The sequence below is a fragment of the Sphingomonas citricola genome, assembly GCF_019429535.1.
GTDB classification, from domain to species: domain Bacteria; phylum Pseudomonadota; class Alphaproteobacteria; order Sphingomonadales; family Sphingomonadaceae; genus Sphingomonas; species Sphingomonas citricola.
The window spans coordinates 121,168-144,022 of the sequence record NZ_JAHXZM010000005.1 but is presented as its reverse complement, the minus strand read 5'-3'; the positions used below and the strand labels follow the sequence as shown (position 1 = coordinate 144,022).

Genomic DNA, 22,855 nt, shown 5'->3' with positions numbered 1-22,855 from the left:
GCCTAGCATGCGCGTGCCGCGCCTCAAGCCGCGCTGTCGATCCCTAATTCGCTCAGCTTGCGATACAGCGTCGATCGCCCGATCCCCAGCCGCCGCGCGACCTCGGTCATGCGACCGCGATAGTGACCGATCGCCAGCCGGATCACGTCGGCCTCGATCTGCTCGAGCGGGCGCAGATTGCCGTCGGCGAGGAACAGCGTCACGCCGCCCGACTGCGCCATCGGCGCGGGGCCACCGCGCGCCGGTCGTCCGCCGACGGCGGCGATCTGCGGGAAATCGGCGCGGGTCAGCGCGTCGCCCTCGCACAGCACCGCGGCGCGGAACAACGCGTCCTGCAACTGGCGGACGTTGCCGGGCCAGTGATAGTCGACCAGCAGCGCCAGCGCGTCGTCGGTGATCCCCAGTTCGCGCAACCCCGGCTGCCCTGCGATCCGCGCGAGCAGGTGGCGTGACAGCGCCGGGATGTCGCCCGCGCGCGCGCGAAGCGGGGGGATCGTCACCTGTACCGCGTTCAACCGGTAGAACAGATCCTCGCGCATCCGCTCGGCCTCGACCTCCTCGGCCAGATTCTTGTCGCTCGCCGCGAGGACGCGCACGTCGACGTCGCGCGGGTGGCGCGCGCCGATCGGGTGAACCTCGCCCAATTGCAGCAGCCGCAGCAGCTTCGCCTGCGCCTCCAGCGGGATCGCGTCGACGTGGTCGAGGAACACGGTTCCGCCGTCCGCCTCGACGAGACGCCCGACCTTGCGCTCGAACGCGCCGGTGAATGCGCCCTTCTCGTGCCCGAACAACTCGCTCTCGATCAGATTGGCGGGCAGCGCGCCGCAGTCGATCGTCACCATCTGCGTGCGGCTGCGCGGGGACGCATTGTGGATCGCCTCCGCCACCACTTCCTTGCCGACCCCCGGCTCGCCCTCGATCAGGACGCAGACGCGCGCGCGTGCCGCCTTGGCCGCGATCGCGAGCGCGGCGCGGAATTCGGGTGCCGAGCCGACGATCTCGTCGAACCCGAGCATCGCGGGGATTTTCTCGGTCAGGGGGCGCAGCTCACCCGCGGCACTTCCCGCGACCGCGGCGTCGAGCGCCTGTAGAAGGCGTTCGGGCGCGAGCGGCTTGACCAGGAAATCGGTCGCGCCCGCCCGCATCGCCGATACCGCGTGCGCGACCGATCCGTTGGCGGTCAGCATCAGGATCGGAAGCGAGGGGCGGTTGGCGCGCAGTTCGGCGATCAGCGCGGCGGCGGCCGCATCGTCCGACCAGTGATCGAGCACGATCGCGTCGAGCTGCATCCCCTCGTGCGTGCCGAGCGTCGCCAGCGCCATCTCGCCGTCGTTCGCGAACAACGTGCGCCAGCCGCCGCGCGCGGCCAGCGCCGCGACCAGCCGTCGCTGCGCCGGCTCCTCGTCGATCAGCATCAATAAGCGCTGCCCGTTGCGCGTCATTCCCATGTTCCCGACAGGTTATCGGGCATGTAAATAGCGTAATGGAGTAAAGCCGAGCTTAAACCGTCCCATGATTAGACATGCGATGCGTCTCACATCGGCCGTTGCCAGCGCGCGCGGGCGTGCATAGGGTCGGGCACGAAACGACCACGTCTCGAGAGGACCATATGGCTGCCCAACCGTCGCAGTTGAAGGCGCACGTCTCCACCTACGATCGCGTGATCGCGATGATGAAATGGGGCGCACTCGCGGTCGCGATCATCGCCTTCTTCGTCATCTGGCTGATCGCCTGACCATGGTGAAGATCGCTGTCCTGGCCGAGGGGGCGGACGGCGAGCGCCGCGTCGCGGCGACACCGGAAACGGTGAAGAAATTCGTCGGCCTGGGGGCCGATGTCGCGGTGGAGGCGGGCGCGGGCGTCCGCGCTTCCTACGCCGACGCCGATTACGCCGCGGCGGGGGCGAGCGTGGGTGACCGCGCGGCGACCGTGGCGGGCGCGGACATCCTGCTCGGCGTGCAGGGCCCCAACGTCGCCACGATCGCGGGGGCCGCGACGGGGGCGTGGATCGTCGCCGGGCTCAATCCCTTCGGTGAACGTGCGCGGGTCGAGAGCTACGCCGATGCAGGGTTCGAGGCGCTGGCGATGGAGTTCATGCCGCGCATCACGCGCGCGCAGTCGATGGATATCCTGTCGTCGCAGTCGAACCTGGCGGGATACAAGGCGGTGCTCGACGCCGCGGCCGAATATGGTCGCGCCTTCCCGATGATGATGACCGCGGCGGGCACGGTCAGCGCCGCCAAGGTGTTCGTGATGGGGGTCGGCGTCGCCGGCTTGCAGGCGATCGCGACCGCGCGGCGGCTGGGCGCGCAGGTATCCGCGACCGACGTCCGGTCCGCCACGCGCGAGCAGATCCAGTCACTCGGCGCGAAACCCATCTTCGTCGAGAACGTGAAGGGCATCGAGGGCGAGGGCGCGGGCGGCTATGCCGGCGAGATGTCGCCCGAGTATCAGGCCGCGCAGGCCGAACTCGTGTCCGCGCATATCGCGAAACAGGACATCGTCATCACCACCGCGCTGATCCCCGGCCGCCCCGCGCCGCGGCTGGTCAGCGACGCGCAGCTCGCGACGATGCGCGCCGGCTCGGTCATCGTCGACCTCGCGGTCGAACAGGGTGGCAACGTCGAGGGCGCGGTCGCGGGCGAGGTCGTCGAACGCCACGGCGTCAGGATCATCGGCCACCGCAACGTCGCCAGCCGGCTCGCGACCGATGCCTCGGCGCTGTTTGCGCGCAACCTCTACAATTTCCTGTCGACCTTCTGGGACAAGGATCAGGGGCGCCCGGTGCTCGACGCCGAGATCGGCGACGCGGTCCGGCTGACCCGCGACGGGCAGATCGTCAACGCGAGGCTGTCCGCGTGACCATCAATCCTCCCCATGCCCCGCATGGGGAGGGGGACCGTGCGCAGCACGGTGGAGGGGCTTCACCTGTTCGGCATGCGCGCTCGTTACGCCGTGCCATGACGCTTCCGGAGGTCCTGCTGTGGCAGCGCCTGCGCCGCCGTAGCTCCGGTGTGAAATTTCGCCGCCAGCACCCGCTCGCCGGATACGTGCTCGACTTTTATTGTCCCGCGTCTCGACTGGCGGTCGAGGTGGATGGCGAGGCGCATGATCGTGGCGACCGCCCTTTTCGCGATGCACGTCGCGACGCCGTCTTGCGGGCGAACGGGCTAAACATCCTGCGCATCGCCGCATCGGACATCTTGCGCGATGCGGATGCGGTCGCAGACGCCGTTAAGCGTGCCGCATCGCCCCTCCACCGCCCTTCGGGCGGTCCCCCTCCCCATGCCGGGCATGGGGAGGATCTAGCCGGAGCTGCTTGAATGGACTTCGTCGCGATCCTGTCGATCTTCGTGCTGGCATGTTTCGTCGGCTATTACGTCGTCTGGTCGGTGACGCCGGCGCTTCATACGCCGTTGATGGCGGTCACCAACGCGATCTCGTCGGTTATCATCGTCGGCGCGCTGATCGCGAGCGCGGCGGCGGGCAGCACGGGGTCGAAATGGCTCGGGCTGCTCGGCGTCGTACTCGCCAGCATCAACATCTTCGGCGGCTTCGCGGTCACCAGCCGGATGCTCGCGATGTACAAGAAGAAGGAGCGGCCCGCGGTCGCCAAACACTGACGCGCGCCGTCCGCGGGTACGCGGAGGGACGACGACGTAATCGGGGGAGCAAGGTCAAGTGGAACAGGTCGCGGTCAATCCCTGGGTGGCGCTCGCCTACCTCGTCTCGGGCGTGTGCTTCATCCTCGCGCTGCGTGGTCTCTCCAGCCCGACGACCAGCCAGCGGGGCAACCGCTACGGCATGATCGGGATGGCCATCGCGGTCGTGACCACGTTGGTCACGCACGTGCCGACCGTCTCGCTGATCGTCGAAGGCGAGGATTACGCCGCAATCCTCTCGCGTGTCGACAAGTCCGCGGTGTTCGAAATCCTCGCCGCGATCGGTGTCGGCGCCGCGATCGGCATCACCACCGCGCGGCGGATCGCGATGACCGCGATGCCGCAGCTCGTCGCCGCCTTCCACAGCCTCGTGGGGCTCGCGGCGGTGCTGGTCGCGGTCGCGGCCTATCTCAATCCCGTCGCCTTCGGGATCGCTGATGTCGTCACCCCACTGATCGGGCAACCGTTCGCGGTCATCCACCAGGTCAGCCGGATCGAGATGATCCTCGGCGTCGCGATCGGCGCGATCACCTTTTCGGGCTCGGTCATCGCCTTCCTGAAGCTCAACGGCAACATGGGCGGCGCGCCGATCCTACTGCCCGCGCGCCACCCGATCAATCTGGGGCTGGGCCTCGCGATCGCGTGGTTTGCCTTCTCCTTCTGGGCGACGCAATCGCCGTGGGACTTCTGGATCGTCGTGCTACTGTCCTTCGCGATCGGTTTCCTCTTGATCGTGCCGATCGGCGGCGCGGACATGCCGGTCGTCGTGTCGATGCTCAACAGCTACTCGGGCTGGGCGGCGGCGGCGATGGGGTTCACGCTCCACAATACCGCGATGATCATCACCGGCGCGCTGGTGGGCAGCTCGGGTGCGATCCTGTCCTACATCATGTGCCGCGCGATGAACCGCAGCTTCATCAGCGTGATCGCGGGCGGTTTCGGTCAGACCGCAGAAGCGGGCGGTGCGGGCGGCGCCAAGGTCGATCGCCCGTGGAAGCGCGGTTCGGCGGAGGACGCCGCCTTCCTGATGAGTCAGGCCGAGCAGGTCATCATCGTTCCCGGCTACGGCATGGCGGTGGCCCAAGCCCAGCACGTGCTGCGCGAGATGGCGGACAAGCTCAAGGAACACGGCGTCCGCGTCAAATACGCGATCCACCCGGTCGCGGGGCGCATGCCCGGCCATATGAACGTCCTGCTCGCCGAGGCGAACGTGCCCTACGACGAGGTATTCGAGCTCGAGGACATCAATTCCGAATTCGCGCAGACCGACGTCGCCTTCGTCATCGGCGCGAACGACGTGACCAACCCCGCGGCGAAAACCGACAAGACCTCGCCGATCTACGGGATGCCCGTGCTCGACGTCGAAAAGGCCAAGACCGTGTTGTTCGTCAAGCGCAGCATGGGCGGGGTGGGTTACGCCGGGGTCGACAACGACGTCTTCTATATGGACAACACGATGATGCTGCTCGCCGATGCGAAGAAGATGGTTGAGGAGATCGTGAAGTCGCTCGACTGACTATTGTCTCCATTTCGGTGGTAACTTCCGTCAAATCGGCGTTGGCGGGTTAAGCCGGGGATCGATCAGAAAAAGAGGTGGGGCAGGGCATGAGCATGCACGCGGACCGGACCGATGCAGCGCGCGCATGGCCGCTGGCCACGACCTCACCCCCGCCCGCGCGCTTCGTCGCGCTGGTGATCGGTCTCGACGCGCGCGACGCAGACGCGCGGACGGCCGCACTCGACGCGCTCGGCGGCATCGTCGGTGCCGAATGGGCGATCGACGCCGATCTGTCCGACCTCTCCGATCATTCGGGCCGGCCCGTCCTTCTCCTCGATCTGACCGGGGAGCACGATGTCTCACCCGACCTGCTCGCGCGCATCGATCACACCGCCGCGATGCGGGACTGGCCGCTCGTCATTGCCTTTCCGCTCGCGCTGCTCGATCTCGTCGCTGCCACCTGCACCGCGTCCGCCCCGCAATTGCTGTGCGATCCCGAGGTGGCCGAGTGGATCGCGGCGCTCGCGATCGCGGCGGAATATAACGCCCCCGAGCCCTTGTCCGAACGCGTCAACGAGAGCGAGGCGGCGCGGCTCCAGCGTCTGAACGCCGAGGTCGCGCGGATCGCCGAGGTGGTCGCGCGGCTCAGCCGGCAGAGCGAGGCGACGCGGCAACGGCAGCACGAACAGCGCCGGCAGCCGCTCACGCCGCCGCCCGCGTTCGACATCGGCGCGGCGCAAATCCGCGAGGTGATCCGCGCGCGACGGCTGCGCGATCGGTTCTTCGAGGGCGGGCTGTTCGAGGATCCCGCCTGGGACATGTTGCTCGACCTGCTCGCCGCGCAACTCGAACGCGGTCAGGTTTCGGTGTCGAGCCTGTGCATCGCGGCCGCGGTGCCCCCGACCACCGCCTTGCGCTGGATCACCAAGCTGACCGACGCCGGGCTGCTCGAGCGTGAGGCCGATCCGTTCGACAAGCGTCGCGCGTTCCTGAAGCTGACGCCCAGGGCCGAACACGCGATGCAACGATATGTCGCGGCGGTACGCGAGGCCAAGCTGCCCTTCGTGTGAGGGCGGGTAACAATCAATCGACGCTGTCCTACACGTCGCTCAGCCGGCACAGCGTGGATCGCTCTTGCACAACCGAATCGAATCCTGCGCGCGCGCACATGCGTAGGGGTGTGACCTTTGTGACCTTTGGTCTATTCGGGCCCCGCCCCGCGAACGGTCGCGGGGCGTCGAGATAAGCGGCGGCAACCCATGGTGGAGCAGGGCGGCGGACAGCGTACGCGCCCGCCCCCGCACTCACCGCAGCATCATGGGTCGATCGACATGCCCAGGCTCGCGTTGACGATGCCGCCGTCGACCGCGATCGTTTCCCCGATCACGTAATCGCCCGCGCGGCTGGCGAGATAGATCGCTGTTCCCGCCATGTCCTCGTCGACGCCGATCCGCTTGGCCGGGATGTTCTGCGCCACTGCATCGCCGTGGTCGCGCGCGGCGCGGTTCATCTCGCTGGCAAAAGCGCCCGGCGCGATCGAGGTGACGTTGATCGCGTCCCTGACCAGCCGCGCCGCCATCCGCTTGGTCAGATAGATCAGCGCCGACTTTGACGCGTGATAGCTGTACGTGTCCCAGGGGTTGAGCCGCAGGCCGTCGATCGAGGTGATGTTGATCACCTTGGCCGGCTGCTCGCGCCGCGCCGCGGCCTTGAGCATCGGGTGCAGCGCCTGCGTCAGGAAGAACGGCGACTTGACGTTCAGGTCCATGACCTTGTCCCAGCCGGTCTCGGGAAACTCCTCGAACGGCGCACCCCAGGCAGCACCCGCATTGTTGACGAGGATGTCGAGCCGTTCCTCACGCTCGGCGAACGTCGCCGCCAGCGCGCGGCAACCCTCGACAGTCGATACGTCGGCGGGCAGGCTGATGCAGCGCTCACCCAGTTCCGCCGCGGTCTCGTCGCACGCCGGCGCCTTGCGGCTCGACACGTAGACGGTCGCGCCCTGCGCGATGAAGCCCGCCGCGATCATCTTGCCTATGCCGCGGCTACCCCCCGTCACCAGCGCGACGCGCCCGTCCAGCCGGAACAGCTTGCTCGTATCCATAACCTCTCCCTCTCCCCATCGGGGAGCGGGCCGGGGTGAGGGCAGGCCCCACGCACCGCCCTCTCCCCCGCGATGTCGTTCAGCCGCCGCGCTTCATCGTCTCGCGCGCGATGATGATCTGCTGGATCTGGCTCGTGCCCTCATAGATTCGGAACAGCCGCACGTCGCGGTACAGCCGCTCGATCCCGTAATCGGCGATATAGCCCGCCCCGCCGTAGATCTGCACCGCGCGGTCGGCGACGCGGCCGACCATCTCGGAGGCGAAATATTTCGCCGCGGCGCTTTCCATCACCACGTCGGTGCCGGCGTCTTTTGCGGCGGCGGTCTGGAGCACCAAAGCGCGGGCGGCGAGCGCCTCGGTCTTGCTGTCGGCGATCATCGCCTGGATCAACTGGTGATCGGCGAGCGGCTTGCCGAACTGCTTGCGTTCGGCGGCATAAGCGACGCAGTCGGCGATCAACCGCTCCGCGACACCGACGCATACCGCGCTGATGTGCAGCCGCCCGCGGTCGAGCACGCGCATCGCGATCTTGAAGCCTTCGCCTTCCGCGCCGAGCCGGTTGGCGACGGGCACCGCGACGTCGTCGAAATTGACGTCGGCGACCTTGGCGCCCTTCTGCCCCATCTTCTTTTCAGGCTCGCCGATCGTCACCCCGGCGAGTGCCTTGGGCACCAGGAACGCCGACACGCCGCGTGCGCCGGGCTCGTCGCCGGTCCGCGCCATCACGGTGAACAGATCGGCCTTGTCGGCATTGGTGATGTAACGCTTGGTCCCCGACAGGCGGTAGACGTCGCCGTCGCGCACCGCGCGCGTCTTGACGCTGCCTGAATCCGATCCGACGTCGGGCTCGGTCAGCGCGAAGCTGGTCACGATCTCGCCGCTCGCGATTCTCGGCAGCCATTCCGCCTTCTGTTCGGGGGTGCCCGACATGACGAGCCCCTGGCTGCCGATCCCGACGTTGGTGCCGAAGGTCGACCGGAACGCGGGCGTTGTCCGCCCCATCTCGATCGCGACCTTGGCTTCCTCGAGCATGGTGAGCCCGAGCCCGCCGTATTCCTCGGCGATCGACAGCCCGAACAGTCCCATCTCGCGCATTTCCTGCACGATCGCGTCGGGGATCGCGTCGTTCGCCTCGACCTCGCCCTCCAGCGGGCGCAGCCGGTCGGCGACGAAGCGGCGCAGGTGGTCGATCAGCGCGTCGAAGGTTTCGGTGTCGAGAGCCATGGTCCGCCCATACGATTCAAGTCGTCGTGCGTCCTATCGCGCGGCACGCGGCGAGACAAGGCCGCCAAACCGGACATTCGAACCGCGATGGATTGACACGGCAATACCCCATACTATGATGCTGAAAACACCGGCTCATGATCGACGGGACCGGGGAAAAGGAGAGCGGATGCGGCTTGCTGGTAAGCGCGCGGTCGTGACGGGTGGTGCATCGGGCATCGGCCGCGCGACCGCCATTCGACTGGTTGAGGAAGGCGCCGAGGTCTGGATCGGCGACATCGATACGGCCGCGGGGGAGGAGATCGCGGCGACCTCCAACGGGCGTATCCATTTCCGCCACACCGACGTCACGAATGCGGAGGCGATCGCTGCGCTGCTCCAGGCCGCCGACGATGCCGGCGGGGTCAATATCCTGTTCAACAACGCAGGCGCGGGCGGCGCGCGCGAGAAGATCGACGAGATCGCGCCTGATGACTGGGACCGGACGCAGACGCTGCTGCTCCGCTCGGTCGCGCTTGGCATCCGTTACGCCGCGCCCTTGATGGCGAAACGCGGCGGCGGCGCGATCGTCAATACGTCGAGCGTATCCGCCCTCGGTTCGGGCTACGCACCGATCGCCTATTCGACCGCTAAGGCGGGCGTGCTCCACCTGACGAAACTCGCCGCCGCCGACCTCGCCGCGCACGACATCCGCGTCAACGCGGTGATCCCGGGCTTCATCACCACCAACATCTTCACGCGTCACCTCGACGTGCCCGAGGAAAAGCGCGCGCAGGCCAATCAGGCGATCGCGGGGATCGCGGCGCATGCGCAGCCGGTGAAGCGCGCCGGGCGGCCCGAAGACATCGCCGCCGCGGTCGCCTATCTCGCCAGCGACGACGCCGCCTTCGTCACCGGTACGTCGATCGTCGTCGACGGCGGGCTGACGATCGGCACGCGCGCGAGCTGGGATGCGACCCAGCCGTCGCTGTTCTCCGCGCTGGAAGCGTTTCAGTGAGCGTTGCGGCGGGTGTCGACGCGGGCGCACCTGCCGGCAACGCACCGAAACTGCGTCGCCTCTCGCCCGCGACGATGGCGAGCTACGGGGTCGGCGCCGCCGCCTACGGAGTGAAGGATTCGGGCTTCGGGACGTTCCTCCTCCTGTTCTACAATCAGGTGATCGGCGTGCCGGCCGCGACCGTCGGGCTGGTCATCATGTGCGCCCTGATCATCGACGCGTTCGTCGATCCGACGGTCGGTTTCTTCTCCGACCGGACGCGCAGTCGCTGGGGCCGGCGCCACCCGTGGATGTACGGCGCCGCGCTGCCGATTATGCTCGGCTGGCTGATGCTGTGGAACCCGCCGCAGGCGTCGGAAAAGGTGATCCTCGGCTGGCTCTTCGCGGTCGCGGTGCTCGTCCGCTCCGCCGTCAGCGCCTATGAGGTGCCGAGCCAGGCACTCGCCGCCGAACTATCGGGCGATTACGACGAGCGCACACGCATCATGGCGTACCGGTACCTGTTCGGTTGGGCCGGCGGGCTGGTGATGCTGGTCAGCGCCTATCTGTATTTCTTGGCGCCCGCGCCGGGTTTCCCCAACGGTCTGCTTAACCGTGATGGGTACAAGGGTTTCGCGCTCGCCGGCGCGCTGTTCATGGGCGTCACGATCCTTATCTCGGCGACCGGCACGCACAAGGAGATCCCGAACCTGCCCAAGCCGCCCGCAGTGCGCCAGTCGCTCGGCGACAATTTCCGCGAGATGCTGCAGACCGTGCAGAACCGCGCGTTCGTCACGCTGATGCTCGCGGGGCTGTTCGCCTACACCGCACAGGGGATTATCTACGCGATCTCCAATTACCTCTACACCTATATCTGGGGCTTTCGCGGGCTGACGTTCGTGCTGCTCAGCCTGTCGCTGTTCGCGGGCGTCGCGTGCGCGTTCGTCGCGGCACCGCGAATCGGGATGGCGACCAGCAAGCCGCGCGCCGCCGCGACCGCGGCGCTGCTCGGCATGGCGTTCGGGACGATGCCCTATTGGCTGAAACTCGCGGGGCTTTTTCCGGCGGTGGGCAGTCCGGTCATGCTGCCGCTGCTGTTCGCGCTCGTCGCGGCGGGTACGGGTTGCGGCGTCACGGCCTATATCCTCGGCGCCTCGATGATGGCCGACGTGGTGGAGGATTCGGAGGTCAAGACCGGGCGGCGATCGGAGGGCGTGTTCTTCGCCGGCGGGTTCTTCATTCAGAAATGCACCAGCGGGGTCGGCATCTTCGTGTGCAGCCTGATCCTGACCGCGGCGGGTTTCCCGGCAAAGGCGGTGCCGGGGCAGGTGCCCGTCGAGGTGCTCGACCGGCTGATGCTGATCTACGCGGGCTGCTACGCCGTGCTCGCCTGTCTCGCGGCGTTCTTCTACACGCGCTTCCCCTTCGGGCGCACCGAGCACACGTTGCGCATGGAGCGGTTGACCGGAGCGCCAGTGATCGATTCCGCACCGCGCGAACCGTTCGCCTGATCCCGGTGATCGCGGAAAAAAGGACAGTGTTTCTACACCGATAAGCGGTCAAAACCCGGTTCGTCGCCGCGGTTACTCAATTCATCGGAAAAGGTTCCGGCGGCGTTTGTTGTTTTGAACACCCCAGGCTAGCAGCAGCTCAACACTGTCATCTGGCCGGGGGGCTCCCGTGAACTTGAAGTCGTTGGCAGCGCGTTTCGCGCTGGTGGTTTCCTGCACCCTGATGACGGCGGTCCCCGCCTCGGCGAAGTATCTGCAGTGCGTGCCGTTCGCGCGCGAAGTGTCGGGCATCGATCTTCGCGGCAATGCGAACACCTGGTGGGGCCAGGCCGCGGGCCGTTACGACCGCGGCAACACGCCAGCCGTCGGCGCGGTCATGGCGTTCAAGGCGACGTCGCGGATGCGCGTCGGTCACGTTGCGATGGTCAGCCGCATCGTCAGCAACCGCGAGGTTCTGCTAACCCACGCCAATTGGTCGACGCGCGGCGGGATCGAGCGCGACGTGCGCGCGGTGGACGTGTCGCCCGCCGGGGACTGGAGCCAGGTTCGCGTGTGGTACGCCGCCAACCACGATCTCGGTACCTCGGTGAACCCGGTTCAGGGTTTCATCTACGCGCACGGATCGCCCGCAGCCGAGCCGGCCACCGCCGAGCCGACCCTGCCGGCGATGACGATCGCAACCAACGCCCCGATCCACGTCGTGACCGGCGTCGCGCTCGCATCGGCCCGCTGACCGCGCGACCACGCGATTAGGCGGGGCGGAAGGTCATCGCCGCCCCGTTCATGCAATAACGCAGCCCGGTCGGCTTGGGGCCATCGTCGAATACGTGGCCAAGATGCCCGCCGCACCGCGGGCAATGAACCTCGGTCCGAACCATGCCGAGCGTCGAATCCCGCCGCGTCGCCACCGCACCCTTGAGCGGTGCCCAGAAGCTCGGCCAGCCGGTGCCGCTCTCGAACTTCGTCTTGCTAGAGAACAGCGGCCGCGCGCAGCCCTTGCACGCGAAGACGCCTGCGCGGTGTTCGCTGTTGAGCGGGCTCGAATACGGTCGTTCGGTGCCCTCCTCGCGTAGAACCTGATAGGCCGCGGGGCCGAGCTGGGCGCGCCATTGCGCGTCGCTTTTGGTGAGTGGAAAATGCTCCGCCGCGGCGGCCGAACGCGCGCCGCACGCCATCAGGCTGGTGGCGGCAGCGCCCATGCCGGCAACGGCGAGAAAGCGGCGGCGATCGACAGAATGCTCAGTCATGCAACCTATGTAAGTAGCAGCCGCCCGCCCGCCAGTGGCGCCGCCCGCCGTGCGTCGCGGAAGATTTCGTGCTAGCGCCCCCGGCAATGCTCGACCCCGACGCTTCCACCGCGCTGATCGCACGCATGGGAGAGGGCGCGCGTCGTGCCGGCGCAATGCTTGCCTGCGCCTCCGATGCCCGTCGCGCCGCGGCATTGTCGCACGCCGCCGAGGCACTGTGCGCCGCGGCGGGCGCGATCCTTGCCGCCAACGCGATCGACGTCGCGCGCGCCCGGGACGCCGGGCTTTCCGACGCGATGCTCGACCGGCTGCGGCTCGACCCCGCGCGGGTGGAGGCGATCGCGGGCGGCGTGGCGGCGGTGGCCGCGCTTGCCGATCCGCTGGGGCAGGTGATCGATACGGCGACGCGCCCGAACGGCCTCGTCCTCTCGCGCGTCCGCGTCCCGATCGGGGTGATCGGCATCATCTACGAGAGCCGGCCCAACGTCACCGCCGACGCCGCCGCTTTATGCGTCCGCGCCGGCAATGCGGTGGTCCTGCGCGGCGGATCGGAGGCGATCGAGAGCAACCGCGCGATCCACGCCGCCTTCGTTACGGGGCTCGCCGCGGCGGGATTGCCGACGGAGGCGGTGCAATTGGTTCCGACGACCGATCGCGCCGCGGTCGGCGCGATGCTCGCCGCGGACGGATTGATCGACCTGATCATTCCGCGCGGCGGCAAGAACCTGGTCGCGCGTGTCCAGGCCGAGGCACGCGTGCCGGTCCTCGCGCATCTTGACGGGATCAATCACGTCTACGTCCACGCTTCGGCCGACCCCGACATGGCGCGCGCGATCGTGCTCGATGCGAAAATGCGCCGCACCGGTATCTGCGGCGCGATGGAGACGCTGCTGATCGACCGCGACTTCGCCGATCCGGCCATGCTGGTCGGGGCGTTGCGGCACGCCGGTTGCGAGGTGCGCGGCGACGATGCGATCGGTGCGCTCGTGCCGGGCGTGGTTTCGGCCAGCGCCGCCGATTGGGATACCGAGTATCTCGACGCGATTTCCTCGGTCGCGCTGGTGGACGGTGTGGACGCGGCACTCGCGCACGTCGCGCGTCACGGCTCGGGCCACACCGACGCGATCGTCGCGGGCGACGCGCAGGCGGCGGAGCGGTTCCTCGCGCGCTGCGACAGCGCGATCGTGCTGTGGAACGCTTCCACCCAGTTCGCCGACGGCGGCGAATTCGGGCTCGGCGCGGAGATCGGCATCGCGACGGGTCGGCTCCATGCGCGCGGCCCCGTCGCGCTCGAGGGGCTGACGACCTACAAATGGGTCGGCCGCGGCACCGGGCAGGTTCGCGGGTGATGACGGGAAGCACGCGGCCGTGACGCGCCGCATCGGCCTTCTGGGCGGGTCGTTCAATCCCGCGCACTCGGGTCACCGCCGCATCTCGCTCGCCGCGATCGACGCGCTGGCGCTCGACGAACTTTGGTGGCTGGTATCGCCGGGCAATCCGCTGAAGCCCGCCGCCGGGATGGCACCGTTCGCCGCGCGGCTCGCCTCGGCCCGGCTGATGGCACGCCGCAGCCGGATCCGCGCGAGCGACGTCGAAACGCGGTTGGGCACGCGCTACACCGTCGATACGCTTCGGATGATCACGCGGCGCTACCCGCGCGATCGCTTCGTCTGGATCATGGGCGCGGACAATCTGGTACAGTTCTCCGCCTGGCGTCGCTGGCGCGAGATCGCGCGCACGATGCCGATTGCGGTTGTTGCACGCCCCGGATATGATGCGCGCGCCGCCGCGGCCCCCGCGATGGCGTGGCTGCGGCGCTTCGGACATCTGTCACGTCGAGCCACGGACTGGACGCAATGGAGTGTGCCGGCACTGGTGCTGCTGCGTTTCCGCCCGGACCGAACCTCCGCGACGCTCAAGCGCGCCGCCGATCCATCATGGCATGAACGCTTCATGCCCCACAAAGACATGGCACCAACGGTTCGTGCCCCCATATCCTTACCTGAACCGGCAAATTGAGGAGCAAACTTGCCCGCCACCCCCGTTCTCGCGTCCGATGCCGCAAACCGATCGCCCGACTCCGAACAGATCGAGATGTTGCATCGGCTCGTTCTGCAGTCACTAGACGACGATCAGGCCGTCGATACGATCTCGATCCCGCTCGCGGGCAAGTCGTCGATCGCGGATTATATGGTGATCGCGTCGGGTCGCTCGACGCGCCAGGTCGCGTCGATGGCGGCCAAGCTCGCGGAGAAGGTTAAGCGCGAGACCGGGCGTTCCGCGCGGATCGAGGGGCTGCCGACCGCCGACTGGGTCCTGATCGACGCCGGCGACGTGATCGTCCACCTGTTCCGCCCCGAAGTGCGCACCTTCTACAATCTGGAACGCATGTGGTCGTTCGGCGATGCACCCGCTGCGCCGGCGCAGGACGCGGCCATCGCGGCCCCCGCGGGGAACGCCTGACCTGCTGCTCCACATCGTGGCCAGGGGGCGGATCGGCCGCTCCCCCGAAGCGGAGCTGGTCGAGCGCTATCTGAAGCGGATCAGCTGGCCGACCCGCGTGACCGAATTGCCCGACCAGGGCGGACGAGAGCCCGACCGCGTCGCGCACAGCCGTCGTGTCCTACTCGACGAAAAGGGTGAGGTGCTCGGGTCAACGGCCTTCGCGAACACGCTCGGCCGCTGGCGCGACGACGGCGTGCGGGAGGCGCGGTTTCTCCTGGGTGCAGCGGACGGGTTCGGCGACGCCGACCGGGCGGAGGCCGACCTGCTCGTCTCCTTCGGTCGCGCGACTTGGCCGCACCTGCTGGCGCGCGCGATGCTGGCGGAGCAGTTGTTCCGCGCGATTAGCATCCTCGCCAATCATCCCTATCACCGCGAAGGTTAGGCGATGCGGCGCCTGATCAGCGCGTTGGCCGCGGTATCGCTCAGCACCGCGTTGCTCGGCATCGTCGCGCAGGCGACCGCCGCGCCGGAGCAGGCATCCTCTGCCTCGCTTCGTGCCGCGCAGGCGAACCGCGTCGCGGCGCAGCGCCGCGCGACGCAGGCCGACCGCGCTGCCGCCGCGACGGGCAACCCCACGCGCCGCGCCCGCCTGCGCGAGGCGGCGCTGGAGGCGCGGGTCGAGGTCGCCGAAGCCGAGATCGCGATCGCGGGACTGCGTACGCGACTCATGGACTCCGCGCTCGTCGATCAGCGGCGGCAGCTCGCGGCACAACAGGCACCCATCGCGCGGCTGCTGACGGGGCTCACCGCGCTCGCGCGTCGCCCCGCGGCGGTCGCGATCGTCCAGCCCGGCAGCCTCGACGATCTCGTCCACGTGCGCGCCGTGCTGGGATCCGCGCTTCCCCTCGTGCGGCAGCGTACCGGCGCGATCCGCGGCGAGCTGGCGGAGACGCGCGCGCTTCATGCCAGCGCGGCGGCGGCGCAGGCGGAGCTGGGGTCGGGCCGCACGCAACTGCTCGGCGCGCGCCGCGCGCTGGCGAGCCTGCGCGACGAGCCGCTCGACGCGGGTACCGCTTCCGATCGTGCGCTGGCATTGGGCGAGCGCGCGCGCGACATCGTCGATCGATTGCGCGGGGTCGGCGATGCGCAGGGCACGCTTGCCAGCCTGGTCGCATTGCCCGGTCCGCCGATCGCAGCGGTTCGCGCACCAGACGTCGCGCCGTATCGGTTGCCCGTCGCGGGCCGGCTCGTCACCGGCTTCGGTGAACTGTCGGACAATGGTGTGCGCGCGCGCGGATTGACCTTCGCGGTCGCACCCGCCGCGCGCGTCGTCGCACCGGCGGCGGGACGGATCGTCTTCGCGCGGCCCTTTCGCGGGTTCGGCACAGTGGTCATCATCGACCACGGGCAGGGCTGGGTCACGCTGCTCGCCGGTCTCGGTAGGTTGTCGGTCACCCGCGAACAACCCGTCGCGGCGGGCGCGCTGATCGGTACTGCGGGGGCGGGCGAGCCCCCTCAGGTCACGGTCGAACTTCGCCGCCGCGGCCGCCCCGTTGACCTGACGATGCTGATCTGACGACCCGCGATGCGCGGTCCCGCTCAGCCGCGGTTCAGCCGCGTGCCGCTTTGATACGGCTCGGTTTTCCGCTACACGGCGAGCCCATCGCCCTCGAGGATCAAGCGCCCACCGCATGAAGTCGAAACTGCTCCAGGCCACTGCCCTCGTCGCGACGGTCGCGCTCGTGCCCGTCGCCACCGGCGCGATGGCCGCCGCCGACACCAGCACCTACCGCGAACTCGACAAGTTCCTCGACGTCTACAATCGCGTGAAGGCCGACTACGTCGACAAGGTCACCGACGAACAATTAGTGAAGGGCGCGATCGACGGCATGCTCGCCGCGCTCGACCCGCATTCCAGCTACGTCGACGCGTCCGACTTCGACAATCTGCGGATCATGACGGAGGGCAATTACGGCGGGCTGGGCCTGACCGTCTCAATGGAGGACGGCGCGGTCAAGGTCGTCGCGCCGCAGGAGGATACGCCCGCGGGCCGCGCAGGCATCAAGTCGGGCGATTACATCACGCACATCGACGGCAAGCTGATCTACGGCGGCACGCTCGACGAGGCGACGTCGCAGATGCGCGGGAAGCCCGGATCGAAGGTCATGCTGACGCTGATCCGTCCGGGTCGCGACAAGCCGATCGACGTGACGCTCGTCCGCGAAGTGATCGTCCAGCGCCCGGTCAAATGGGAGGTGAAGGGCGACGTCGGCTACATCAACATCAACACCTTCTCCGAGAATACCGGCGCCGATACGCGCGCCGCGATCATGGCGATCGACAAGTCGCTCGGGCACAAGCCGCTGGGTTACGTCGTCGACCTGCGCGAGAACGGCGGCGGCCTGCTGACGCAGGCGATCGCGGTCAGCGACGCGTTCCTCGATCACGGCGAGATCGTCTCGCAGCGGGGACGCGACAAGGCCGATATCGAGCGCTACTTCGCCAAGCCGGGCGACGATGCCAAAGGGCTGCCGATCGTCGTGCTGACCGATTCGGGTACCGCGTCGGCGAGCGAGATCGTCGCGGGCGCGCTGCAGGATCATCACCGCGCGCTGATCATGGGCGAGAAGACGTTCGGCAAGGGATCGGTGCAGACGCTGCTACCGCTCGGGCCCCGCACGGCACTGCGCCTCACCACCGCGCGTTACTTCACGCCGTCGGGCCGCAGCGTGCAGGAGGGCGGGATTGAGCCCGACATCCGTGTGCCGCAATTGTCCGACCCCGACTACAAGACGCGCCCCGTCTTCCGCGAGGCCGATCTGCGCCGCCACCTGATCAACGAGATCAAGTCGCCTGACAATGCGGTGCTGGAGGAGGACATCAAGCAGGATCCCCGCTTCACTGCGACGCCGGCGGTGCTGGAGAAGCAGGGGATCAAGGACTTCCAGCTCTGGTACGCGTTGAAGACGGTCGCGCGGCTCGGTGGTGCCTCGCAGGTCGCGGCGGTGACGGCGTCGATGACGAAGCCCGACGCCGCGCCGACACGTGCGCCGGGAACACCGCGCAAGTGACGCCGGTTCTGAACGCCTCGCAACGCCGCGCCCGCGCGCTCGCGTTCCTGGTGCCGGCCGCATTGCTGGCGGGTGCGTGGGCGTTCCAGCTGATCGGTCACCTGTATCCGTGCGAGATGTGCCATTGGCAGCGCTGGCCGCATTACGGCGCGCTGGCGCTCGCCGCGCTGTCGTTCGTCGCGGGCGGCGCGCGCACGAAGGCGACGCTGGTCGCGGGGGCGGCGGCGCTGATCGCGGTATCGGGCCTGATCGGCATCTTCCACGCCGGCGTCGAATATCACTGGTGGCAGGGCATCACCGCCTGCACCATGACGATCAGCGGCGCGGGCCGTTCGACGGACGCGATGTTGAAGGATCTGCTCGCCGCCCCCATCGTACGCTGTGACGCCGCGCAGTGGTCGCTGTTCGGCGTCTCGCTGGCGGGATGGAACGCCGCGGCGTCGCTCATTGGAGCGGCGTTGATCGGATGGCTGCTGAGGAGGCGTGCATGACGTGGAAACCGGGTGACCGTCCGGCGAAGAGCGGATCGATGATCCGCGTCGATCAGGCGGGCGAGTTCGGTGCGACGCGCATCTACGCGGGTCAATTGGCGGTGATGGGCCATCGCAGTCCGATCGCGCGCGAGATCGCGGGCATGGCGTTGCAGGAAGAGAAGCACCGTGCGTTCTTTGATCGCATGATTGCCGAGCGCGGGGTGCGTCCGACTTTGCTCGCGCCGTTCTGGGACGTGGCCGGGTTCGCGCTCGGTGCGGTGACCGCGGCGATCGGTCCCAATGCCGCGATGGCGTGCACTGCCGCGGTCGAGACCGAGATCGACAAGCATTACGAGGATCAGCTGACCGAACTCGGCGACAGCGATCCCGAACTGTCCGATGCGATCCGCGAGTTTCAGGCCGAGGAGCTCGAACACCGCGACACCGCGCTCGCGCACGGGGCGGAGCAGGCGTTCGGTTACCCGATCATGTCGGCGGCGATCCGGCTCGGCTGCCGCGTCGCGATCGCCGCGGCCAAGCGTATCTGAGGAAGGCACATGCGTTCGTTGATTGGTCTGCTCGCGGTGGCGCTGCCCACGATGGCCTCGGCGCAGGGGCTCGGTCCGCCGTCGCCGTCACAGCCGCGCGTCGCCAAGGTAACCGCGGCGGAGGGCGTGTCGAAGAGCGCGCCCGTCAACGGCGTGCTCGTCCTCTACGGTAACGAGCGCTGCCCGACGAACAGCAACAACGAGGAAGTCGTCGTCTGCGTCCGCCGCCCCGCCGCGGAGCAGTTCCGTATTCCGAAGGAGCTCCGCAACTTCGAGGTGACGCCCGAGAACGCGAGCTGGGCCGTCAAGGAGCAGGCGAACCGTAATGTCGGCAATTCCGGCGTCGGCACCTGCTCGGCGGTCGGCGCGGCGGGTGCCACTGGGTGCAACGTGCAGGACCTGTCGGCGTGGAAGCGTGAACGGCAGGCGGCGAAGAAGGCGGAAACGCCCGACCTGCCCTGACGCGGTCGGGCGCGCGCGTCCGCTCAGCCGTGTTTCCGGACCCCGCGGACGCGGTGCCAGATGTAGAAACCGAGTGCGGCGACCAGCACGACACCAATCACTGCATCGGCGCGGTGAAAGAATGCCTTCAATCGCGGATCGCTGTTCCACTGGTCACCCAGCTTCATGCCGATCCACGCGAGCAGCAGGCAGAACGGCCATGACCCGACGAACGTGAAGACGTGGAACGGGATCAGCTTCATTCGCGCGACGCCCGCGGGAAAGGCGATAAAGGTGCGGATGACGGGCAGCATCCGCCCGATCAGGATCGCCCAGCCGCCCCATTTGTTGAAGAAACGATCGGCCATGTCGAGCTCGCCGGGCCCGATCAGCACGTAGCGGCCGAACTTCTCGGCGAGCGGACGCCCGCCACGCCGGCCGATCTCATACGCCACGATCGACCCCAGATTGCATCCGATCGCCCCCGCGGTCGCCGCAGCGAACAACTCGAAGCGTCCGGTCGACACCAGGTAACCCGCGAACGGCATGATGATCTCGGACGGCAGCGGGATGCACGCGCTCTCGATCGCCATCAGCAGCGCGATCCCCCAATATCCCATGCCGGAGATGACGGAGATGGCGAATGCCGCGAGCGTAGCCAGGATCTTCTCGACCATGTCCGCGCGCTTGCGCGAAAGCGCGCGTGAAAGGAAGCCGCTTTCAACGAACCCGTCGGAACCGCGTCGGTGAGCGACGGTTCGTCACCCCATGACCAGTCTGACCCTCAACGACGCCCGCATGATACCCCAACTGGGCCTAGGCACCTATCAAATCCCCGACGCGCAGGTCGCGGCGATCGTCCGCGGCGGCCTCGACGCGGGCTTCCGCCTGATCGACACCGCCGCGATCTATCACAACGAGCGCGGCGTGGGGGAGGGGCTGGTCCACGACGACGTGTTCCTGACCACCAAGCTGTGGAACGACCGCCACGCCGACGCCGCGGCTGCATTGGACGAGAGCCTGGCGCTGCTCGGCCGCGACGAGGTCGACCTCTACCTGATCCACTGGCCGCGCCCCGAAGCCGACGATTACGTCGATGCGTGGCGCGCGCTGGTGGACTTGCGCGAAGCTGGCAAGACGCGATCGATCGGCGTGTCGAACTTCCTGCCCGAGCATCTCGACCGTATCATCGCCGAAACCGGCGTCACGCCCGCGGTCAATCAGATCGAGCTTCACCCGACCTTCCAGCAGCGCGATTGCGTGGCCTATCACGCCGACCACGGCATCGTAACGCAGAGCTGGAGCCCGCTCGGCCAGGGCGAGACGCTCAAGGACGACCGTATCGTTGCGATCGCCGATCGTCTGGGCGCGACCCCCGCGCAGGTCATCATCGCGTGGCATCTCGCGAAAGGCTTCTCGGTCATTCCCAAGACCGCGAATGTCGACCGTCTGCCAAGCAACTTCGCCGCGCAGGAGGTGAAGCTGGCGGACGACGACATCGCCGCGATCGACGCAATGAATGATCGCGACGGTCGGATGGGGCCGCATCCCAACGAACTCTGATCGTTTGCCGGGACGCCGTGCCGCGGGGCGTATCTGACCCGGCGGTTCGTGCCGGCTGATATCGCCCACGATCGGACGATTGACGCGCAAGGCCGCGCTATCCAACCAGCGCGTGCGCCGCTTTCAGGTCCTCGACGAACTTCGCATATTCCGCCGCCTTCGCCGCCTCGTCGGGCAGGCGCAGCAGATAGCTCGGGTGCACCGTGATCCACGCGGTCCCGCCACCCTCGCCGGGCAAGGTCAGCGCGCGGCCGCGCTCGCGCCCGATCGTCATCGCCTTGCCGAACAGGCTGCGTGCCGCGGTTGCGCCGAGCGCGACCGTCACCTTGGGGCGCAGCAGCATCTGTTCCTGTTCGATCCACCAGCGGCACGCGGTGATCTCGCCCGCGTCGGGCTTGGCATGGATGCGACGCTTGCCGCGCGGCTCGAACTTGAAATGCTTGACCGCATTGGTGACGTAGGTTTCCGCGCGGGTGATCCCGGCTTCCGCCAGCGCGCGATTGAACACCTGACCCGCGGGACCGACGAAGGGATGACCGGCCAGATCCTCCTGGTCACCCGGCTGCTCGCCGACGAACATCATCGACGCGCCGACCGGTCCCTCGCCGAACACCGTCTGCGTCGCGTGCTTGTAGAGGTGGCAGCGCGTGCAACTCATTGCCTCTTCACGCAGCGCTTCCCACGCTGCCTGCGCGTTGCCCCCGATGCTGGTACGTGCCTGCTCGATCATTCCGCTCTCCCGTGCCTGCGCGGTCGCCAGCAATTCGGGGACCAGCGCGGTTTCCGGCATGTTCTTCCAATATTTGCGCGGCATCTCCTTCAGCATCGCGCCGACCTTGACGCGTGCGGGGTTGAAGATGCTGGCGTAATAGGTCTTCCACACGTCCTCGATCGGGTCGCCCTCGGGGGCGTCGCCGCGCGCGGCCCCGGGCCCTTGCGACAGTGCGGCACCGTCCCAGAAAAGCGAAATCTCGGGTGTCAGGATCGACCAACGCATGCTGGCGAAGCGGTTGACGAAGAAGGCGGCGTTGGCGCGCACGATATGATGGTCGGGCTCCCACCACGCGACGAAGCGCGGTGTGCCCCCATCGTCCACCTCGCGAAAGCGCAGAAACGCGCGCATCTTGTGAATGTCACGCCGCACGTGCTTGGCTAGCCCGTCCAGCCGTCGCACCAGCGGGTCGGCCTGATCCTCGACGAGCTTGGGCTCGCGCCGAAGGCGATAAAGCGCAGTGTAGAGCAGCGCGAACCGTTCGGGATCGCTGTGCAGCACGACGCTGCGCGCGAGGTCGATGAAGGCGCGTGATACCTTCAACGCGGGCGTGGTCGGATCATGCCGCGGCGCGGATGCATCGCCCCCCGCGGCCGCGAACAGGTCGCCCGGAACGTCGCCGACCTGCCAGACCACCTCGTCGGGCGGCACACCGTCGGTCACAAGCCCCCGCGCCGCGTCGCGCCAGGCGTCGAAATCGTCGGACAGGGGCAGGGTGACGACACGCATCGATGCGAACAACCGGCGAACACCCACTACGGTTGCGTCGCGCCGGTCGCCGCGCCGGCCCTCCCGTAGCGCGCTAGAAAGACCGCCGGTATATTGACGCGGATGACGGCCGCACCGTTTTCGATCCGCGATTATCGCGCCGGGGACGCGACCGCGATGGCGCGCGTCTTCTTCCTCGCCGTGCGAACTCTCGGTCCGCGGCACTACTCGGCAGCGCAGGTCGCCGCCTGGGCACCCGTCCGGCCTGATCCCGCCCGGTTTGCCGCGCGCGCCGCGGATGGTCGACGCACCTTGGTCGCGGTCGACGCGCATGACATCGTCGTGGCGTTCGGCGATATCGAGGCCGACGGCCACGTCGACCTGCTATACTGCCATCCCGACGCAGCCGGCACCGGGATCGCATCTCGGTTGCTGACCGCGCTGCTCGATCACGCCTGCGCGGCCGGTATCCCGAGCGTGTACGTCGAAGCGAGCGAGCTGGCGCGCGGGTTGTTCGCGCGCCACGGGTTCACGCTGGACCGGCGTCGCGACTTCGACCTCGCAGGTGTTCCGATCCACCATTACCTGATGACGCGATCGCTCGACTGACG

At 68.1% G+C, this 22,855-nt stretch carries 26 protein-coding genes; 20 read left to right on the top strand and 6 right to left on the bottom strand.

Features of this window, described 5'->3' with window-relative positions:
* Positions 1 to 23: 23 nt before the first annotated feature.
* Complete coding sequence (locus tag KZ810_RS13475; protein ID WP_219769632.1) at positions 24 to 1,442, bottom strand: sigma-54-dependent transcriptional regulator; 1,419 nt, start codon at positions 1,440 to 1,442, stop codon at positions 24 to 26.
* A 167-nt stretch (positions 1,443 to 1,609) separates the two neighbouring features.
* On the opposite strand from KZ810_RS13475, the gene KZ810_RS13470 reads away from it, so the two are divergent.
* From KZ810_RS13470 to KZ810_RS13445, 6 genes are all read left to right on the top strand, one after another.
* Positions 1,610 to 1,735, top strand: coding sequence for an aa3-type cytochrome c oxidase subunit IV (locus KZ810_RS13470; RefSeq protein ID WP_258044904.1), 126 nt, complete (start codon positions 1,610 to 1,612; stop codon positions 1,733 to 1,735).
* A 5-nt stretch (positions 1,736 to 1,740) separates the two neighbouring features.
* Entirely contained in the window at positions 1,741 to 2,862 is a 1,122-nt protein-coding gene (locus tag KZ810_RS13465) for an NAD(P) transhydrogenase subunit alpha (protein WP_219769631.1), read from the top strand.
* Positions 2,859 to 3,323 (top strand): endonuclease domain-containing protein, encoded by a 465-nt coding sequence (locus KZ810_RS13460; protein WP_308461554.1) that lies wholly within the window; start codon positions 2,859 to 2,861, stop codon positions 3,321 to 3,323. The genes KZ810_RS13465 and KZ810_RS13460 overlap by 4 nt, the downstream gene beginning before the upstream one ends.
* On the top strand, positions 3,324 to 3,623 hold the full coding sequence (locus KZ810_RS13455) for an NAD(P) transhydrogenase subunit alpha part 2 (RefSeq protein WP_019516324.1): 300 nt from the start codon (positions 3,324 to 3,326) through the stop codon (positions 3,621 to 3,623).
* Positions 3,624 to 3,681: 58 nt separating this feature from the next.
* A complete protein-coding gene (locus KZ810_RS13450; protein ID WP_219769629.1) occupies positions 3,682 to 5,178 on the top strand; it encodes an NAD(P)(+) transhydrogenase (Re/Si-specific) subunit beta in 1,497 nt (498 codons plus the stop codon).
* Positions 5,179 to 5,267: 89 nt separating this feature from the next.
* Complete coding sequence (locus KZ810_RS13445) at positions 5,268 to 6,230, top strand: winged helix DNA-binding protein (RefSeq protein ID WP_219769628.1); 963 nt, start codon at positions 5,268 to 5,270, stop codon at positions 6,228 to 6,230.
* A 245-nt stretch (positions 6,231 to 6,475) separates the two neighbouring features.
* On the opposite strand, the gene KZ810_RS13440 is transcribed toward KZ810_RS13445, so the two are convergent.
* Complete coding sequence (locus KZ810_RS13440; RefSeq protein ID WP_219769627.1) at positions 6,476 to 7,264, bottom strand: SDR family oxidoreductase; 789 nt, start codon at positions 7,262 to 7,264, stop codon at positions 6,476 to 6,478.
* Positions 7,265 to 7,343: 79 nt separating this feature from the next.
* Complete coding sequence (locus tag KZ810_RS13435; RefSeq protein ID WP_219769626.1) at positions 7,344 to 8,489, bottom strand: acyl-CoA dehydrogenase family protein; 1,146 nt, start codon at positions 8,487 to 8,489, stop codon at positions 7,344 to 7,346.
* A 169-nt stretch (positions 8,490 to 8,658) separates the two neighbouring features.
* Between KZ810_RS13435 and KZ810_RS13430 the strand changes: the two genes are divergently transcribed.
* From KZ810_RS13430 to KZ810_RS13420, 3 genes are all read left to right on the top strand, one after another.
* The gene (locus tag KZ810_RS13430) at positions 8,659 to 9,486 is read left to right on the top strand and encodes an SDR family NAD(P)-dependent oxidoreductase (RefSeq protein ID WP_219769625.1); all 828 of its coding nucleotides are present in this window, start codon (positions 8,659 to 8,661) and stop codon (positions 9,484 to 9,486) included.
* Positions 9,483 to 10,976: an MFS transporter gene (locus tag KZ810_RS13425; protein WP_308461553.1), complete on the top strand. Its 1,494-nt coding sequence runs from the start codon at positions 9,483 to 9,485 to the stop codon at positions 10,974 to 10,976. Before KZ810_RS13430 ends, KZ810_RS13425 begins: the two co-directional genes overlap by 4 nt.
* A gap of 223 nt (positions 10,977 to 11,199) precedes the next feature.
* Positions 11,200 to 11,709, top strand: coding sequence for a CHAP domain-containing protein (locus KZ810_RS13420; protein ID WP_219769773.1), 510 nt, complete (start codon positions 11,200 to 11,202; stop codon positions 11,707 to 11,709).
* A 16-nt stretch (positions 11,710 to 11,725) separates the two neighbouring features.
* On the opposite strand, the gene msrB is transcribed toward KZ810_RS13420, so the two are convergent.
* Positions 11,726 to 12,223 (bottom strand): peptide-methionine (R)-S-oxide reductase MsrB, encoded by a 498-nt coding sequence (gene msrB / locus KZ810_RS13415; RefSeq protein WP_219769624.1) that lies wholly within the window; start codon positions 12,221 to 12,223, stop codon positions 11,726 to 11,728.
* An 86-nt stretch (positions 12,224 to 12,309) separates the two neighbouring features.
* Between msrB and KZ810_RS13410 the strand changes: the two genes are divergently transcribed.
* The 9 genes from KZ810_RS13410 to KZ810_RS13370 all read left to right on the top strand — a co-directional run bounded on the left by KZ810_RS13410 (position 12,310) and on the right by KZ810_RS13370 (position 19,222).
* Positions 12,310 to 13,572, top strand: coding sequence for a glutamate-5-semialdehyde dehydrogenase (locus KZ810_RS13410; RefSeq protein ID WP_219769772.1), 1,263 nt, complete (start codon positions 12,310 to 12,312; stop codon positions 13,570 to 13,572).
* Positions 13,573 to 13,591: 19 nt separating this feature from the next.
* Positions 13,592 to 14,242, top strand: a complete 651-nt coding sequence (locus tag KZ810_RS13405; RefSeq protein WP_219769623.1) for a nicotinate-nucleotide adenylyltransferase — start codon at positions 13,592 to 13,594, stop codon at positions 14,240 to 14,242.
* Positions 14,243 to 14,317: 75 nt separating this feature from the next.
* The gene (gene rsfS / locus KZ810_RS13400; RefSeq protein WP_219769771.1) at positions 14,318 to 14,686 is read left to right on the top strand and encodes a ribosome silencing factor; all 369 of its coding nucleotides are present in this window, start codon (positions 14,318 to 14,320) and stop codon (positions 14,684 to 14,686) included.
* Position 14,687: 1 nt separating this feature from the next.
* Positions 14,688 to 15,110, top strand: a complete 423-nt coding sequence (locus KZ810_RS13395) for a 23S rRNA (pseudouridine(1915)-N(3))-methyltransferase RlmH (RefSeq protein ID WP_219769770.1) — start codon at positions 14,688 to 14,690, stop codon at positions 15,108 to 15,110.
* A gap of 3 nt (positions 15,111 to 15,113) precedes the next feature.
* A complete protein-coding gene (locus tag KZ810_RS13390) occupies positions 15,114 to 16,244 on the top strand; it encodes a murein hydrolase activator EnvC family protein (RefSeq protein ID WP_219769622.1) in 1,131 nt (376 codons plus the stop codon).
* 115 nt (positions 16,245 to 16,359) lie between these two features.
* Positions 16,360 to 17,739 carry a S41 family peptidase gene (locus KZ810_RS13385; RefSeq protein ID WP_219769621.1) on the top strand — a complete coding sequence of 460 codons (1,380 nt, stop codon included), beginning with the start codon at positions 16,360 to 16,362 and terminating at the stop codon, positions 17,737 to 17,739.
* The gene (locus KZ810_RS13380) at positions 17,736 to 18,230 is read left to right on the top strand and encodes a disulfide bond formation protein B (protein WP_219769620.1); all 495 of its coding nucleotides are present in this window, start codon (positions 17,736 to 17,738) and stop codon (positions 18,228 to 18,230) included. Before KZ810_RS13385 ends, KZ810_RS13380 begins: the two co-directional genes overlap by 4 nt.
* On the top strand, positions 18,227 to 18,760 hold the full coding sequence (locus KZ810_RS13375; protein ID WP_219769619.1) for a demethoxyubiquinone hydroxylase family protein: 534 nt from the start codon (positions 18,227 to 18,229) through the stop codon (positions 18,758 to 18,760). The genes KZ810_RS13380 and KZ810_RS13375 overlap by 4 nt, the downstream gene beginning before the upstream one ends.
* Positions 18,761 to 18,769: 9 nt before the next feature.
* Complete coding sequence (locus tag KZ810_RS13370) at positions 18,770 to 19,222, top strand: hypothetical protein (protein WP_219769618.1); 453 nt, start codon at positions 18,770 to 18,772, stop codon at positions 19,220 to 19,222.
* 23 nt (positions 19,223 to 19,245) lie between these two features.
* On the opposite strand, the gene KZ810_RS13365 is transcribed toward KZ810_RS13370, so the two are convergent.
* Positions 19,246 to 19,878 (bottom strand): DedA family protein, encoded by a 633-nt coding sequence (locus tag KZ810_RS13365; RefSeq protein WP_219769617.1) that lies wholly within the window; start codon positions 19,876 to 19,878, stop codon positions 19,246 to 19,248.
* 91 nt (positions 19,879 to 19,969) lie between these two features.
* Between KZ810_RS13365 and KZ810_RS13360 the strand changes: the two genes are divergently transcribed.
* Complete coding sequence (locus KZ810_RS13360) at positions 19,970 to 20,764, top strand: aldo/keto reductase (protein ID WP_219769616.1); 795 nt, start codon at positions 19,970 to 19,972, stop codon at positions 20,762 to 20,764.
* Between the two features lie 97 nt (positions 20,765 to 20,861).
* Here KZ810_RS13360 and KZ810_RS13355 read toward each other — a convergent pair whose 3' ends face one another.
* Positions 20,862 to 22,265: a UdgX family uracil-DNA binding protein gene (locus tag KZ810_RS13355; RefSeq protein WP_219769615.1), complete on the bottom strand. Its 1,404-nt coding sequence runs from the start codon at positions 22,263 to 22,265 to the stop codon at positions 20,862 to 20,864.
* A gap of 102 nt (positions 22,266 to 22,367) precedes the next feature.
* On the opposite strand from KZ810_RS13355, the gene KZ810_RS13350 reads away from it, so the two are divergent.
* Entirely contained in the window at positions 22,368 to 22,853 is a 486-nt protein-coding gene (locus KZ810_RS13350) for a GNAT family N-acetyltransferase (protein WP_219769614.1), read from the top strand.
* Positions 22,854 to 22,855 lie beyond the last annotated feature (2 nt).

Excerpts from the sequence above, each read along its gene's own strand:
- KZ810_RS13475 (WP_219769632.1), bottom strand. The coding sequence starts at position 1,442 with ATGACGCGCAACGGGCAGCGCTTATTGATGCTGATCGACGAGGAGCCG.
- KZ810_RS13470 (WP_258044904.1), top strand. The coding sequence starts at position 1,610 with ATGGCTGCCCAACCGTCGCAGTTGAAGGCGCACGTCTCCACCTACGAT.
- KZ810_RS13455 (WP_019516324.1), top strand. The coding sequence starts at position 3,324 with ATGGACTTCGTCGCGATCCTGTCGATCTTCGTGCTGGCATGTTTCGTC.
- KZ810_RS13445 (WP_219769628.1), top strand. The coding sequence starts at position 5,268 with ATGAGCATGCACGCGGACCGGACCGATGCAGCGCGCGCATGGCCGCTG.
- KZ810_RS13440 (WP_219769627.1), bottom strand. The coding sequence starts at position 7,264 with ATGGATACGAGCAAGCTGTTCCGGCTGGACGGGCGCGTCGCGCTGGTG.
- KZ810_RS13435 (WP_219769626.1), bottom strand. The coding sequence starts at position 8,489 with ATGGCTCTCGACACCGAAACCTTCGACGCGCTGATCGACCACCTGCGC.
- KZ810_RS13430 (WP_219769625.1), top strand. The coding sequence starts at position 8,659 with ATGCGGCTTGCTGGTAAGCGCGCGGTCGTGACGGGTGGTGCATCGGGC.
- KZ810_RS13420 (WP_219769773.1), top strand. The coding sequence starts at position 11,200 with ATGACGGCGGTCCCCGCCTCGGCGAAGTATCTGCAGTGCGTGCCGTTC.
- msrB (WP_219769624.1), bottom strand. The coding sequence starts at position 12,223 with ATGACTGAGCATTCTGTCGATCGCCGCCGCTTTCTCGCCGTTGCCGGC.
- KZ810_RS13410 (WP_219769772.1), top strand. The coding sequence starts at position 12,310 with ATGCTCGACCCCGACGCTTCCACCGCGCTGATCGCACGCATGGGAGAG.
- rsfS (WP_219769771.1), top strand. The coding sequence starts at position 14,318 with ATGTTGCATCGGCTCGTTCTGCAGTCACTAGACGACGATCAGGCCGTC.
- KZ810_RS13390 (WP_219769622.1), top strand. The coding sequence starts at position 15,114 with ATGCGGCGCCTGATCAGCGCGTTGGCCGCGGTATCGCTCAGCACCGCG.
- KZ810_RS13385 (WP_219769621.1), top strand. The coding sequence starts at position 16,360 with ATGAAGTCGAAACTGCTCCAGGCCACTGCCCTCGTCGCGACGGTCGCG.
- KZ810_RS13375 (WP_219769619.1), top strand. The coding sequence starts at position 18,227 with ATGACGTGGAAACCGGGTGACCGTCCGGCGAAGAGCGGATCGATGATC.
- KZ810_RS13370 (WP_219769618.1), top strand. The coding sequence starts at position 18,770 with ATGCGTTCGTTGATTGGTCTGCTCGCGGTGGCGCTGCCCACGATGGCC.
- KZ810_RS13365 (WP_219769617.1), bottom strand. The coding sequence starts at position 19,878 with ATGGTCGAGAAGATCCTGGCTACGCTCGCGGCATTCGCCATCTCCGTC.
- KZ810_RS13360 (WP_219769616.1), top strand. The coding sequence starts at position 19,970 with ATGACCAGTCTGACCCTCAACGACGCCCGCATGATACCCCAACTGGGC.
- KZ810_RS13355 (WP_219769615.1), bottom strand. The coding sequence starts at position 22,265 with ATGCGTGTCGTCACCCTGCCCCTGTCCGACGATTTCGACGCCTGGCGC.
- KZ810_RS13350 (WP_219769614.1), top strand. The coding sequence starts at position 22,368 with ATGACGGCCGCACCGTTTTCGATCCGCGATTATCGCGCCGGGGACGCG.